General features: G+C 67.5%; 10 protein-coding genes, 1 pseudogene and 1 riboswitch. Of the genes and pseudogenes, 6 read left to right on the top strand and 5 right to left on the bottom strand.

Annotated features, from left to right (window positions below):
• Window positions 1-231: 231 nt before the first annotated feature.
• A pseudogene (locus tag QNM97_RS24190) lies at window positions 232-1906 on the top strand (HNH endonuclease signature motif containing protein).
• A gap of 284 nt (window positions 1907-2190) precedes the next feature.
• Window positions 2191-3396 (top strand): MalY/PatB family protein, encoded by a 1206-nt coding sequence (locus QNM97_RS24185; protein WP_283820665.1) that lies wholly within the window; start codon window positions 2191-2193, stop codon window positions 3394-3396.
• A 4-nt stretch (window positions 3397-3400) separates the two neighbouring features.
• Here the strand turns inward: QNM97_RS24185 and QNM97_RS24180 are convergent, their stop codons facing one another.
• Window positions 3401-4003, bottom strand: a complete 603-nt coding sequence (locus QNM97_RS24180) for a class I SAM-dependent methyltransferase (protein WP_283820664.1) — start codon at window positions 4001-4003, stop codon at window positions 3401-3403.
• Between the two features lie 138 nt (window positions 4004-4141).
• On the opposite strand from QNM97_RS24180, the gene QNM97_RS24175 reads away from it, so the two are divergent.
• Together QNM97_RS24175 and QNM97_RS24170 are read left to right on the top strand one after the other, a co-directional pair.
• The gene (locus QNM97_RS24175; RefSeq protein ID WP_208793373.1) at window positions 4142-4924 is read left to right on the top strand and encodes an LLM class F420-dependent oxidoreductase; all 783 of its coding nucleotides are present in this window, start codon (window positions 4142-4144) and stop codon (window positions 4922-4924) included.
• A 9-nt stretch (window positions 4925-4933) separates the two neighbouring features.
• The gene (locus QNM97_RS24170; RefSeq protein ID WP_283820663.1) at window positions 4934-5755 is read left to right on the top strand and encodes a DUF1295 domain-containing protein; all 822 of its coding nucleotides are present in this window, start codon (window positions 4934-4936) and stop codon (window positions 5753-5755) included.
• A 38-nt stretch (window positions 5756-5793) separates the two neighbouring features.
• On the opposite strand, the gene QNM97_RS24165 is transcribed toward QNM97_RS24170, so the two are convergent.
• Window positions 5794-7143: an ABC transporter ATP-binding protein gene (locus QNM97_RS24165; RefSeq protein WP_283820662.1), complete on the bottom strand. Its 1350-nt coding sequence runs from the start codon at window positions 7141-7143 to the stop codon at window positions 5794-5796.
• Window positions 7144-7168: 25 nt separating this feature from the next.
• Entirely contained in the window at window positions 7169-8932 is a 1764-nt protein-coding gene (locus QNM97_RS24160; RefSeq protein WP_283820661.1) for an ABC transporter permease, read from the bottom strand.
• Between the two features lie 256 nt (window positions 8933-9188).
• Window positions 9189-9361, bottom strand: a riboswitch (M-box (ykoK) riboswitch).
• A 170-nt stretch (window positions 9362-9531) separates the two neighbouring features.
• Between QNM97_RS24160 and QNM97_RS24155 the strand changes: the two genes are divergently transcribed.
• On the top strand, window positions 9532-11595 hold the full coding sequence (locus QNM97_RS24155) for a TPM domain-containing protein (RefSeq protein ID WP_283820659.1): 2064 nt from the start codon (window positions 9532-9534) through the stop codon (window positions 11593-11595).
• A gap of 63 nt (window positions 11596-11658) precedes the next feature.
• On the opposite strand, the gene QNM97_RS24150 is transcribed toward QNM97_RS24155, so the two are convergent.
• Window positions 11659-12501, bottom strand: a complete 843-nt coding sequence (locus QNM97_RS24150; protein WP_283820658.1) for a phytanoyl-CoA dioxygenase family protein — start codon at window positions 12499-12501, stop codon at window positions 11659-11661.
• Between the two features lie 177 nt (window positions 12502-12678).
• Here QNM97_RS24150 and QNM97_RS24145 point away from each other — a divergent pair, with 177 nt between their 5' ends.
• Entirely contained in the window at window positions 12679-14781 is a 2103-nt protein-coding gene (locus QNM97_RS24145; protein ID WP_283820657.1) for a PhoX family protein, read from the top strand.
• On the opposite strand, the gene QNM97_RS24140 is transcribed toward QNM97_RS24145, so the two are convergent.
• The gene (locus QNM97_RS24140; RefSeq protein WP_283820656.1) at window positions 14771-14998 is read right to left on the bottom strand and encodes a PLDc N-terminal domain-containing protein; all 228 of its coding nucleotides are present in this window, start codon (window positions 14996-14998) and stop codon (window positions 14771-14773) included. The two genes, QNM97_RS24145 and QNM97_RS24140, sit on opposite strands and share 11 nt — an antisense overlap.
• Window positions 14999-15011 lie beyond the last annotated feature (13 nt).

Raw genomic sequence — 15011 nt, 5'->3', positions numbered from 1 at the left:
GTCGAGGTCCTTCCCCGATCGGTGGTCGAGGTGCTTCCCCCTCGATGGTCGAGGTGCGAGGCGCCCCAGGCGCCGAGCCTCGAGGCCCTGCCGAATCGACGCTGAAACCCCACCACCAAACCCGTACGAAAAAACTTTCGACAACCCCTTGCCAACCCGACAAACCCGGCATGGAATCGAACACAACAGCGCGCAAACGCATGTGCGCTTATCGCCGGGGGGTGAGCAATGATGGTCGACACGACACTCCCTGACGTGTCCGGGTTGTCGACCACCCAGAAAATCGCCCTCGCCCACCGCTTGGTCGATTCGCTGGCATCGGATGACCTGACCGGCCTGTCCAACGATGACCTGGTGTCGGTTGCTCAGTCCACCGAGCGGTTGATCACCTGCGTCACCGTCCAGGGGGATCGGCAGATCGTCGAGTTCTCCGACCGTCATTTGGCGCGGGAGTACGGGTTCGGGTCGATCATCGACGCCATGATCGGCTTGTTGCGTGTGTCGGAACCGTGGCGGCGGTGGAAACAACTCACAGCGACCGCCACCTTCCACACCTTCACCGGCGAGGTCGCCGCCCCGAAATATCCGGCGTTGGCCGAAGCGATGGCCTCCGGGGCGGCCGGCCCTTCGCATGCGGCGGTGGTGATCGATGTGTTGGACCGTGTCCCCGCGACAGTGCCGTTCGACGAGAAAATGTCGGCCGACGCCACGATGGCCGGGTTCGCCCGCACCCACACCCCGTCTGATCTTCGGATCTTGGGGGCACGGGTGTTGGCGCACCTCGACCCCGACGGTGAGTTGACCGACGATGCTGATCGGCAACGGCACCGCCAGATTCGCATCGGGCGTCAAGACGCCCAAAAAATGAGTGGCCTGACCGGACAAATGACCCCCACCTTGACCGCACACCTCGAAGCAGTACTCGCCGCGTGGGCAGCCCCCGGAATGAACAACCCCACCGACCCCGACTCCCCCGACCGGCAGTCGCGACGACGCCGACCCCGACGCGTTGACGGCCGCCGCAGCCCGCGATCACCGCGATCAGGTGCAACGCAACCATGATGCGTTGGAAGCAGTCCTACGCGCCGGACTGGATGTGGGACTCGGCCCGCAATCGCATCGCGGGCTGCCGCCGCACCTGATCATCAAAGCATCGCTGTCCGACCTGATCGCCCAAACCGGGATGGGCGTCACGGCGACCGGCACCCTGCTGCCGATCACCGATGTCATCGCATTGGCGGCCCACAGCCAACCCTGGTTGGCGGTGTTCGACGACCACACCCGCCTGCCCCTGTATTTGGGTCGGGCGCGGTTGGCGAGTCAAGGCGAACGGATCGCGTTGTTCGCCAAAGACGGTGGCGAGTACTGCTCGTATCCCGGGTGTACCCAACCTGCCGCGCACGTGGAAATTCATCACGCCACCAAGGATCATGCGAAAGGTGGGCTCACCAACATCGGTGACCTCGCCCCCGCCTGCGGCAAACACAACCGGATGGTCGGCGACAAACCCGGACAATTCACGACCGGGATTTATCGGGACGGGCCGTGGGCCGGACGCTGCTGGTGGCGCAACAACACCCCCATCGGCGCAGCTGAACCGAACCCGAAACGCACCAACGCGCTCCCCGACGTCGAGGCCACCTTCCGCGCCACCCTCGACACAGTGCGCGCGGAGTTGCATCCACCACCCGACCCACCACCAAGTAGGGCCGCTGCCAGTGCTGATACCGATCTCGCCACAAGCGACGACCGGGACTCGATGCTGCCCACCAACCGAATCCGACGCAGCCGAGTCCCGATCGGACACGGCTACTACGACCTCGTCGAAATCCTCCACCCTGACCCTGGCCCGGACTCGCCGGTCGACACCCGACTCGCCCAACTCCTCGGCGACCGCGGACTCTAGACCGTCACATGCTTCGGTCCAGGGTCGGAAACCAGCAGCGGTGCAACAGGTCTCGAGGCTCGTCGCTAACGCTCCTCGGCACCTCGACCACCGGAAGAAGGGGAACGCCGCTATCGCTCCTCGGCACCTCGACCACCGAGGATGAGATTTCCCGGCGGTCTTCTGTGATCGCTTGCGCCTCCCCCTCCCGATGGTCGAGGTGCGCAGGAGCGCCAGCGACGAGGCCTCGAGACCCCCGAGACCCCCGACATCGAAACCCCCACAGCGGTGCTAGACAAGAGGACATGACCGGTCGAGAGCTGCCGAGACCGACGGCGCCGTCGCTGGCGGAGCTGCGTCGGCGCAACAGCGAGAAGTGGCGCACCTACCCCGACGACGTATTGCCGTTGTTCGTGGCGGAGATGGACTATCCGATCGCGCCGGTCGTGGCCAACGCCATGCGCACCCAGATCGAGACCTCCGACCTCGGGTACGCCGGCACCACCGGCAACGTGGGACCGGCGTTCTCCGGATTCGCCGAACGGCACTGGGGCTGGCAGGTCGACCCCGACGACGTGCACCTCACCACCGACGTCAGCGTGGTGATCGTCGAAGCACTCCGAGCCGCGATCTCACCCGGCGACCGCGTGATCATCACGCCACCGGTGTACCCGCCGTTCTTCGAACTCATCCCGGAAGCCGGCGGAACACTCGTCGAGACTCCCCTCGTCGCAGACCCCGCGCGTCCCACCGGCTACCGCCTCGATCTCGACGCGATCGGCGCGGAATTCGCTGCGGGCGCACGCGCAATCCTGCTGTGCCATCCGCACAATCCGCTCGGCCTCGTGCATCCGCGCGAGGATCTCGTCGCCCTGGCGGAGATGGCCGACGATCACGGTGCCGTCGTCGTCAGCGACGAGATCCACGCCCCGCTGGTGCACCCGTCGAGCATCACGCCGGAGGCTCCACCCTTCGTGCCGTTCCTGTCCGTCAGCGGTGCCGCTCGCAAGGTCGGCATCGCCGCCCATTCCGCGAGCAAGGCGTTCAACATCGCCGGCACCAAGTGCGCGCTCACCGTCGTTGGGAGTGACCTCATGCGCGCGGTCGTTCGACGACAACCGCACGAGGTGGCCTTCCGGACCAGTATCCTCGGCCGCGCCGCGTCCGCGGCCGCCTACGCCCACGGCGACGACTACCTCGCAGCGACGCTCGACACCATCGGCGAGAGCCTTGACCTTCTGGAGCAGCTTCTTGCACAACATCTTCCACGGGTCCGCTACACCCGACCACACGCGTCGTACCTCGCCTGGCTCGACTTCGGCGACACCGGCCTCGGCGACGACCCGGCCGGACCGATCCTCGATGAAGGGCGCGTCGCCCTCCACCGGGGTCCCGCCTTCGGCGATCAGGGCAACGGATTCGCGCGGATCAACGTCGCGTGCTCACCCGAGGTACTGACCGAAGCGATCGAACGGATCGCGCGCGTCGTCGACGCTCACGGCCAGAACTAGCGATCTACGTGCGCCGCGCCCGCAGCACCACATCGTTGATGTGGTGACCACCGCCGGCAGGGCGCCCCCGTTCACGGGTCTCGTGCGTGATCACCTGCCAACCGTCGCCCAGCATCTCGGCGATGTCGTCGGGCTGAACATAGTCGGCCGGATCGAAGCCGTGGGCACGCACGCCCTCGGGGGCATGTGCCACCACCAGCAGCGTTCCGCCTGGTCCGACCGCATCGATGAGCTTGCCCGCCACCGCCACGTCGGCCGCTGCAATCGGGAAGTAGTGGGCGGTGACCAGTGCGAAATCGCGACCCGGGACATCGTCAACGACGAGATCGGCCTGCAACCAGGTGATCGCCGGACGCGTATCGATCTCCCGCGCGCGGTCGACGGCGACCTGGGAGATGTCGAGCGCGGTGACCTGCCAGCCGTGGTCGGCGAGCCACCGGGCGTCTGCTCCCTCACCGGAACCCACCTCCAGCGCGGTACCCGGCGTCAGGTCCGAAACCTCGATCGGTAGTGCGGGATTGACGTCGCTCGTCCACAACCTGTCGGTATCGCAATACCGCGCATCCCATTCGTCCGCGGTGTGGGGATTGCGGTCTGTGGTGCTCATGCCTCGACTCTGGCACGACCGCACCCGAACGTCGACGCCCCTTGCCCCAGCGGCAAGAAGTGGCGCCCAGGGCGACGAAGTGAACCACTGAGAACCGGGGGGTGCGCACACCCCGCCCGTGGGGGCAGACTGGGACCCATGGCATTCCCCATTCGCATCGGTGTCCAGATCCAGCCCCAGCACGCTCCCGACTATTCCCTCATCCGCGACGCGGTCCTGCGCGCCGAGGATGCCGGCGTCGACGTCATCTTCAACTGGGATCACTTTTATCCGCTCTACGGCGATCCCGAGGGCGCCCACTTCGAGTGCTGGACGATGCTCGGCGCCTGGGCCGAGCAGACCGAGCGCGTGGAAATCGGCGCGCTGGTCACCTGCAACTCCTACCGCAACCCCGAACTGCTCGCCGACATGGCACGCACCGTCGACCACATCTCCGGCGGCCGGCTGATCCTCGGGATCGGCGCCGGCTGGTTCCAGAAGGACTACGACGAATACGGCTACGAGTTCGGGACCGCGGGTTCGCGACTCGCCGATCTGGCAGAGGCGTTGCCGCGTATCGACTCGCGGCTGAAGAAGCTCAATCCGGCTCCCACCCGCCACATCCCGGTGCTGATCGGCGGAAGCGGCGAGCGCAAGACGCTGCCGCTCGTCGCGCAGTACGGCGACGCGTGGCACGGCTTCAACGACGTCGAGACCTACCGCCACAAGTCCACCGTGCTCGCCGAGCACTGCGCCGCCGCCGGCCGCGACCCCGAGACCATCGAGCGGTCCGCGGGCGTGCAATACAAGGACGATGTCGATGCCCTGCTCCGCGACGCCGACGCCATCAGCGCCGAAGGCGTGACCCTGCTGACCGTGGGCATCACCGGCCCCGACTACGACATGACCGCCGTCGAGGCACTGTGCCGCTGGCGCGGATGAGCTGACGCCATGTCGGTGCTGTGGGTCGTCGGAATCGTCGCGGCAGTCGTCTGTGCAGGATGCTGGGTGGCGTCGCTGATCACCGGCGACACCTCGTGGGTGGATCGGATCTGGTCGATCACCCCGGTGGTCTACATGTGGATCTTCTGCGGCGCAGCCGGTTTCGACGACCCACGGCTGTGGGTGATGACGGTACTGGTCACCGCGTGGGGCGCACGATTGACGTTCAACTTCGCCCGACGCGGTGGCTACACCGGCATGGAGGACTACCGATGGCAGATCCTCCGATCGAAGATGAGCGGATGGCAGTTCGCCCTGTTCAACCTGTTCTTCATCGTCATCTACCAGAATCTGCTGCTGGTGCTGATCTCCCTGCCGGGTTACACCGCGCTGCGCCATCCCGGCGGTTTCGGTGTGCTCGACGTGATCCTCACCCTGCTGTTCGTGGCGTTCCTCGCCGGTGAAACCGTTGCCGACCAGAAGCAATGGGAGTTCTACCGACGCAAGGCGGAGGCGGCGCTGGCGCAGGGCGTCGAGCCGCCGTCTCGCTTCCTCACCGAGGGCCTGTTCCGCTACTGCCGTCACCCCAACTACTTCTGCGAACAGGCGCAGTGGTGGGTGATCTTCGCGTTCGGCGCGACGGCGGCCGGCACGGTACTGCAGCCGACCGTCCTCGGCGCCGTCCTCTTGACCCTGTTGTTCGTCGGGTCGACGAAGTTCACCGAGTCGATCACGTTGGCCAAGTACCCGGAGTACGCCGACTATCAGCGCCGCACGGCCGGCTTCGTGCCGATGCCACCGCGGCACCGCACGCTCGGCGCCACGTCGTGACGCCGAGCGCAGGGCTCATCCTTGGGCGCAATGGGCACTCACCCCTTGAACGCCGGATCGAGCGAGACCTGGTCGGAGTCCGAGTCGTAGTCGAACATCTCCCCGTAGCGTCCCCAGTCCACGGCGATCGCGAACTGCCGTTCGGCGTCGACGGTGCCGAAGCCGCGGCTGAGCAGGTCGAGGAAGAACCCAGCCCGCAATTTGCCGTCGGCACTGCTGCGCAGGGCGCGGATGATGGTGCGTACCAACGGCGCCCGCGTGCTGGCCTGGGTGGCGAAGATCTCCTTGCTGTCCTGGATGCTGGCGCCGTCGAACCGCGTGCCGACGTCGGTGATGTGCAGGTCACCGTCCCGGGCCTCCATCAGGCCGAGCAGCACCGCGGCGTCGACGAGCGGGAGGAGGTCGTCGATCTCGAAGTTGAGGGTGGTGGCGAGGTCGGGCAGATCGGCGTCACCACCTTGCGCGACGAGGATCTCGATGAGTCCGGCGATCCCGCCGACCGACGCGGCGGGCAGCGGCCGGTTCACCGGGGTCGCCTCGACGGCAACGGCATTCGGCTCGGTCACCGACCCGTTGGGGTCGAACCGCCCGGTGAGCACCCCGTACAGCTCGTCGACCAACGACACGAACTGCGGCGACTCCCGATCCCGGGGCCGGGGCATCGGCACTCGTGCCTCGTGGATGATGCGGCCGGGCTTGGAACCGAGGACGACGACGCGGTCGGCGAGCAGCACCGCCTCCTCGATGTTGTGGGTCACGATGCAGATGCTCTTGGTCGGGAAGTCCGATCCGGTCCACAGATCGATCAACTCGTTGCGCAGGTTCTCCGCGGTCAGCACGTCGAGGGCGGAGAACGGCTCGTCCATCAGCAGTAGGTCCGGCTGCAGTACGAGCGCCCGCGCGAATCCGACGCGTTGCCGCATGCCACCGGAAAGCTCACGCGGGTAGGCGGATTCGAAGCCGTCGAGTCCGATGGTGTCGATGGCGGCCAAGGCCCGCCGACGCCGCTCGTCGGGGCTCACACCGAGCGCGGCGAGCCCGAGCTCGACGTTGGCCTGCACCGTCAGCCACGGCATCAGCGCGAACGACTGGAAGACCATGGCCGTCGAGGCGTTGGCCCCCGACAACTCCTTGCCGTTGGCGAGTACCGATCCGGTGCTGGCCGGGATCAGCCCGGCGATGATACGCAGCAGCGTCGACTTGCCCGAGCCGGAACGTCCGAGCAGGGCGACGATCTCACCGGGTTCGATACGGAGGTCGATGCCGTCGAGCACGGTCAGCACGTCGCCCCGCGCGCCGTCGAAACTCTTGGTCAGTCCGCTGATCTCGATCAGGGGCGCGGGCACGATGGCACCTCGGGTCTTCTCGTCGGTGATGGTGACGGTCATGGGAATTCCTCTTTCGCAAGCAGTTTCACAGTGAGTAGCGGCGCTCGGCAAGGGCATAGAGCCGGCGCCAGAAGGCGGCGTTGGTGGCGACGACGAACAGACACATCACGACGATGCCCAGCAACAGCAGCGCGGTGTGTCCCGGCGCCGACGACGCGGTCTGTTCGGCGATGTAGTTGCCCAGCCCGTAGGCATGGTGGTCGGTGCCGTTGTAACTGACGAATTCGGCGACGATGGAGGCGTTCCACGCCCCGCCGGCCGCGGTGATGCCGCCGGTGACGAAACTGGCGAAGATGCCCGGCAGCAACACATATCGCCAACGCAACACCCGGGGCAGCCGCATGTCGCGGGACGCCTCGAGCAGATCGTTGGGGATCGCGCCCGCCCCGGCGATCACGTTGAACAGGATGTACCACTGCGTGCCGAGGGCCATCAGGACGATGCCGCCGATGTTCAGCGGAATGTGCCAGGCGATGAACACGGCCATCACCATGGGAAACAGGAAGTTCGCCGGGAAACTGGCACACACCTGCACCACCGGCTGCAGCATCCGGGTCAGCCTCGAGTTGAGTCCGATGATCACACCGATCGGCACCCAGATCGCGCTGGCGACGATCATCAGCACCACCACGCGCGCCATGGTCGCCAGACCCATGGCGAACACGCTGCCGACGGTGCTGAGATCGGCCCAGGCCGCGATCGATTCGACCACCCGCCACGTCGTGTAGACCAGGACCGCGAGCACCGCGACGACGAAGATGACGTCACCGGTGCGGCGGCGGGTCACGGTGGTCGTGGTCACCGGTTGCGTACGGCCACCGAGGAATCCGCAGACCCGATCGAGGAACGCGGACACCGGCGCGAACACGATGCCCGCGGCCCGGCCGGCGTTCGATCGGCGCAGCAGCGAGAGCATCACCGACTTGGGTTCCACGCCCGATGCCGAGTTCTCGATGCGGAACCGCTCAACCCAGGCGGTCAGCGGGCTCCAGAACACCGCGTTGAGGGCGACGACGACGATCACCATCGTCAGGATCGCCCACCAGATCCGGAACAGCTGACCGGCATCCGACGCCGAGGCGACATAGGCGCCGATCCCCGGCAGCGCGTAGGACTTGCCGCCGACGGTGACCGCCTCCGACGCGGTGAGGAAGAACCACGCACCACCGAAGCTCATCATTGCGTTCCACACCATCGGGATCAGGCCGCTGGGCACGTCGAGCCGCCAGAATCGTTGCCAACGAGTCATTCTCAGGTTCACCGCGGCCTCGGTGAGATCGCGGGGCTGGCTGACGAGCGACTGGTAGAACGCGAACGTGATGTTCCAGGCCATCGAGGTGAAGATCGCGAAGATCGAGGCGCACTCCAGGCCGAGCTCCGATCCGGGGAACAGGGCGACGAAGAACGTCACGGTCACCGACAGGAAGCCGAGGATCGGAACCGATTGCAGGATATCGAGAATCGGCAACAGCACCGTCCGCGCGCGCCGCGACCGGGCCGCCAGCGTCGCGTACACGAGGGTGAACACGATCGACAACCCCAGGCCGATGAACATCCGGAGAAGCGAACGTGCCGCGTAGTAGGGAAGTTTCGCGGGATCGGTGTCGATCGACGAAGGGGCACCGGCCAAGTCGGCGGGTGCGCCCATGGCGTGGGCCAGGGTGATGATGCACCAGATCAGGGCCGCGGCCCCGACGAGTACCAGGATGTCGGCGGGCCAGGCGCGCGGACGCACCCGCTCGGGGCGCCCGGCGGTCGGCGGCGCACCCCGACGCAATACTGTGGTCATGTCTGAAAGCCTTTCGCGGACAGTGTCATTGGTGAGAGGTGCCATTGGCGGGCCAGTGCCGTTGGCACAGTGGACTCCTCGGGCGTCAGCCACCCGATGGCACAGCAGTGAACGGCCGCGTCGGATCGGTCGTGCGGCTACGCGGGCACGACAACGAACCGGCGGGCAGCCGGAAGAGTCAGTTGATCAATGGGGGGTGGTACCCGTGTCAGCGCCGGGTACCGGATATAGACGGGCCGTCACTCATGTGCCCACCTCCTACGTCTCCTCGTCAGACCTTTGGCACTTCGCGGCGTCACCCGTACGACGACGGGAGCCAATCGGGACTCACCCTTGATCCGAATGAATCTGTCCTGACCCTTGGCGTCTCTCGACGTTCGGGGTCGCTGGCCTGTTTCCGCGAAGGAGCCTCAGCGAACAAGCGCACCTTGCGAAGCAAGGTTGGCACCGAAGCGCGCTGCGCGCAAGCCCGGACCCGCCGACCCCGGCAATACCGGCGACCTGCCACCGGCGGTGGGCCGCATTACGGGCAAGTCGGTCGTCGCCCGACGCACCTCACCTCGCCGTAACCTGCGCACTGATGCCCTAGATTGAGTGTCATGCTGTGTTCGGGATCGCCGGGGCAGACCCGGCACGCGATGCGATCATCGGGGCGTGTCTCGCCGACCACCTTCGGGTTTGCGGCGGTGATGCTTCTCGCTGCCGTCCTGTTCGGGCCGCTTCTGCTCGGGACGGGCGCCGCCCACGCGGAGCCGCCGAGCCGGCTGCCCGAGCCGATCTCCGACCCGGCCGGCGTCCTGTCGGTCGATCAGCGCACCCAGATCCAGACCGCGACCGACAACCTGTACAACGATCACAGCGTTCAGCTGTGGGTGGTCTACGTCAAGAATTTCGACGGTCAGACCCCGGAGCAGTGGGGTCGCAAGGCCGCCGAACTCAGCGGGCTCGACGATCACGAGGTGTTGCTCGCCGTCGCCACCGAGGATCGCGCCTATTGGCTCGGCACCATCGGTTCCGTTGACGGGGTGACCCAGTCGAACCTGTCCGACATCGCCACCGGCGACGTCGTCCCCGCTCTCAAGAAGGGCAACTTTCCGGGCGCCGGCGTCGCTGCCGCCGATGGCCTCTCCGATGCCCTCACCCCGTCGCACACCGGGCTGATCGTCGCCGGCTCGGTGGCCGGTGTCGCCGTCGTCGGGGCGGGTGGGATGTGGGTTTACTCCCGTCGACGCAAGCGCCGCGCCCTCGACAGCGGGCTCGAGACGCTGCGGGAGCAAGAACTGACCGTCGACCAGTTGGCCGCGCAACCGCTCGATGTGCTCGACCCGTGGTCGCGGGAGGTGCTCACCGACACCGACAACGCGATCCGCACCAGCGAGGAGGAATTGCGGCTCGCGGTTGGGGAGTTCGGTGAGGCGCAGACCGCTCCGTTCACCGCTGCGGTGGCGCGAGCGCGTGAGGCGCTGGCGGCGTCGTTCACGGTGCGGCAGCGTCTCGACGACAACATCCCCGAGACACCCGACGAGCAACGATCGATGCTGCTGCAGATCATCACCGCCTGCACCGACGCCGACGGCGCGCTCGACGCGCAGGTGGCCGCGTTCGACGAGATGCGCAACCTGCTGATCAACGCCGACGCCCGGTTCGACGAGATCACCCGGCGGCTGGTCGATCTGCGTACCCGCGCCGACGCCTCGGCCCGGCAGCTCGAGGCACTCGTCGCTCGCCACGGTGCGCAGCAGTGCGCCTCGATCCTGCACAACGTGGAGCTGGCGCGTCAGGAGATCGGATTCGCCGAGCGCAGCGCCGATCAGGGTCGCGAGGCGATCGCCCGGCCGGCCGGCGAACAGGGTCCGGCGGTCGCCGACATCCGCGCCGCCGAGGGCGCGATCACCCAGGCGACCCACCTGCTCGACGCCATCGACAACGCCGAGGGCAACATCGCCGCCGCGCACTCCCGGATGCCGGCACTGATCACCGAGGTCGAGGGAGAGCTGGCCGAGGCCACGCAGCTCGGTGCCGACGGCGGGCCGGAGCTGGCGTCGGCGGTCGCGACGGCGACCACGGCCCTGCAGTCCGCGCGCACCGGATTCGACGCCGACCCGCTCGGCGTGTTCACCGCGCTCGTCGACGCCGACGCCGCGCTGGACAAGGCTCTCGACACCGCGCGCGGGGCTGCCGCCGAACGCACCAGACGGTCCGAGATGCTCGGTGCCGCACTGACATCGGCGCAGGCCAAGGTGTCGGCGGCACGCGATTTCATCGGCACCCGACGCGGTGCGGTGCAGTCGGTCGCGCGGACCCGCCTCTCCGAGGCCGAGCGATTGCTGGCCAGCGCGCAGAACACCGGCGCCACCGATCCCCTCGCGGCCGCCGATGCGGCCCGGCGCGCGGGCTCGCTGGCCGATCAGGCGCTGATGGCCGCACAGGGTGACGTGGTCGGGTGGCAGCAGGGTCAGCAACCGCGCGCGCACGGATCATCGACGGCCGGAGCGGTTCTCGGTGGCATTCTGGTCGACAGCTTCTTGCGCGGGACGATGCGCGGCGGTGGCGGTTTCGGTGGTGGTGGTTTCGGGGGCGGCTACACCAGTGGTGGGCGCAGTCCCGGGTCGTTCGGCGGGTCGTCGAGTTCCGGCCGGATCGGGGTCGGCGGTCGGTTCTGAGCCCGGCGGCCGATCGGTGACGTCGTGCGGTTCAGCAGCACAGGGCTTCAGCGGCACGGGGTTTCAGCGGGCGGCGTTCTTGACGAACTCGGCCGGGGCGCCGACGGGTGGCCGGGTCCCGGCGAAGAACCCGCCGCGCACATGCCGGCGGGTGGTGTCGTCGTCGGTGGCGCGCGCCGCGGAATGCCACAGGTATCCGTCGTGCAGCAGGACGTCTCCGCGCTCGAGGTAGACACCGATCTCGCCGGGCACCTTCTCGAAACCGAGCGGCATCGCGAACGGCGGTGCGGTGTCGGTCCATCCGCGGGCGGGCACCGCGGTCGGCGGCACCTCGACGTTGTTGATGTTGCGAAACGGTGCGGGTGTGGCCCAGCGATGACTGCCGGGCACCACGCGGAGGAAGCCGTTGGCCGGCGAGGTGGCGTCGATGTGGATGGTGAAGGCCGCCGACGGCCAGATGTCCATGCTGGGGCTGGCCTGCCAGTCCGAATGCCAGCCGATCCGTGAGTACCCCGACTCGCGGCCCGGGCGGGCGTCTTGATAGACCACGCCGAACCCGTCGTCGGAACGCAGCCACGCGTTCTCACCGATCGACGCCCGGACCGCGGCGAGCAACGCCTCGTCGGCCAGGAGGGCGGGCACCGACGGGGCGAGTTCGTTGACGTACTCGACGTAGTTGGCGAATCGCTGCGCCTTCGATGCGTCGTCGAGGAACACCGTCGAACCGTAGCGGTCGTCGAGCTCACCACGAACCACCTTGTCCTGAGCCGAAACACACTCGCGTTCGATCGCGGCGATTCCCTCGGCGTCGAGTAGTCCGCGCAGCGTCGCGTACCCGTTCGCGTGATAGAAGTGCGCGAGTTCGGTGGTCTGGTCGGGGGTGAAGATGCCCGGTTCGCCGATCATCCGCGTCACGATAGTCCGGTGCGGCGCACCTCGCCGTGCGAGCGCGCACCGGCTGTTCGCCCCGTGTTCACCCGGAGATCGCCGCCGGTTCCACCGGCCTCCCTACTTCTCTGACAAGGTTCGCAAACAGCCCTTTGCGGACACTCGTCGTCCACCCCAGTTCCGGAGGTCTTCCTCGTGCGTATTCCGTTGCAGCTGTTCACCTCCGCAGACGATGCCGCCCGTGGTGCCGGCGTCGGCACCTCTGCGCGCGCCCGGATCACCTGCCGATACAAGTGCGGCGAGGCCTGCTGGCACGAGCCCGGCAACACCAGCGACAACGCCTACTTCCGAGACATCGTGCGCGCCGGGGTGTCTCGACGCGGATTCCTCAAGGGGTCGGCCGTGGTGGCGGGCAGCGTCGCGGCCACCTCGCTACTCGCGGCCTGCGGTGACGACGCGGCGAGCACCTCGTCGGCGTCGCCGCGGCCCGGCATGGATTTCGCGCCGGTGGCCCCGAACACCACCGACGCGGTGGTGATCCCGGACGGGTATCGCCAGCAGGTGGTGATCCGGTGGGGTGACCCGGTGCTGCCCGGTGCACCCGCCTTCGACTTCGACAACCAGACGCCGCAGGCGCAGTCCATGCAGTTCGGCTTCAACAACGACTTCGCCGGGCTGATCCCGATCGACGGCGTCAACGGTGGTGCCGGCGCGCCCCACCACTTCTATCTGGTGGTGAACCAGGAGTACACCACCGAGGAGTTCATGTTCCGCGGGTACGTGCCCAAGGAGCCGACCGAGCAACAGGCCCGCATCTCGATGGCCGCGCACGGGATCACCGTCGTCGAGGTGGCCGCGGTCCCCCGCTCGGGTGCGTTGACTCCGGTTGTGGGGGAACGCAATCGGCGTATCACCGCGTCGACCCCGTTCCGGTTGACCGGGCCGGCGGCCGGCAGCGAGTACGTTCGCACGTCGGCGGACCCGGCGGGGACGACCGTGCTCGGCACGATCGGCAACTGCTCCGGTGGCATCACGCCGTGGGGCACGATGCTCTCCGGTGAGGAGAACTTCAACAACTACTTCTCCAACGCGAGTCGGGTGACCGAACCCGCCGCCGTCGAGAATCTCGAGCGCTACTCGTTCGCCGACGACGCCGACTATCACCAGTGGGGTCGCTACGAGACACGCTTTGACCTCGCGCAGGAACCCAACGAGGCCAACAGGTTCGGTTATGTCGTCGAGGTCGATCCGCAGGACCCGGCATCGACGCCGATCAAGCACAGTGCGCTGGGCCGGCTCAAGCACGAGTCGGCGACCATCCATGTGGTGCAGGGTGGTTCGAATGCCGGCACCGTCGTCGCCTACAGCGGCGACGACGAACGCTTCGAGTACATCTACAAATTCGTCTCGAGCCGCAAGGTCACCGAGGGACGCTCGAAGACCGCGCGTGCGGCGAACCTACGCATCCTCGACGAGGGCACCCTCTACGTCGCGAGCTTCACCGGCGATCATCCCGAGCAGATCGACGGCAGCGGCCGGGTACCCGACGGCGGGTTCACCGGCACCGGCCGCTGGCACAAGCTGCTGACCGTCGACGAGAACGGTTCGGCCACTTCCCATGTCGAGGGCATGACGCCGCAGCAGGTGGCGGTGTTCACCCGGGTCGCCGCCGACAAGGCCGGTGCCACCAAGATGGACCGTCCCGAGGACATCGAGCCGCATCCGCAGACCGGCAAGGTGTATTGCGCGCTGACCAACAACACCAAGCGCGGCACCAAGGGCAAGGCCGCCGCCGACACCGCCAATCCGCGCAACGAGAACAAGAACGGTCAGGTCATCGAGATCGACGACGACCATGCGGGGACCGAGTTCACCTGGAATCTGCTTCTGGTGTGCGGGGATCCGGCCGAGGCCGACACCTACTACGCGGGCTTCGACAAGACCGCGGTGAGCCCGATCTCATGCCCGGACAATGTGGCCTTCGATCCGCATGGCAACCTGTGGATCTCCACCGACGGCAACGCCCTCGACAGCAACGACGGTCTCTTCGCGGTCGCACTCGACGGACCTCGGCGCGGCGAGACCAAGCAGTTCCTCACCGTGCCGGCCGGCGGTGAGACGTGCGGACCGATCATCACCGACGACCGCGTCGTGGTGTGCGTGCAGCATCCGGGCGAGGATGACGACCACTCCGCGGACAACCCGATGTCGCACTGGCCCGACGGCGGGAACTCACAACCGCGGCCCTCGGTGGTGGCGGTGTGGCGCGACGGAGGCGCGATCGGCGTCAACGCCTGACGTCACGGCCCCAGACGAAATAGGCGATGGGGCCGAGGAAATTCACGAAGGACGCGGCCACCCATGCCCGTTTGGTTCCGCGGATCTCGGCCGACGGACGGCGGGACAGATCCCACAGTGCCGCCGCCTGCAGCGCGATCTGCGCGAATGCTCCGACGCGGATCGCGGTCCGCGACCGTGGGGACAGTTCGGAGAACTTCTTTTTGCGTCGGGTCACACAGGTCACAGTA

Source organism: Gordonia sp. L191, assembly GCF_030077625.1.
GTDB classification, from domain to species: domain Bacteria; phylum Actinomycetota; class Actinomycetes; order Mycobacteriales; family Mycobacteriaceae; genus Gordonia; species Gordonia polyisoprenivorans_A.
The sequence above is the reverse complement of the archived record's forward strand: the minus strand, read 5'-3'. Positions and strand labels throughout refer to the sequence as shown.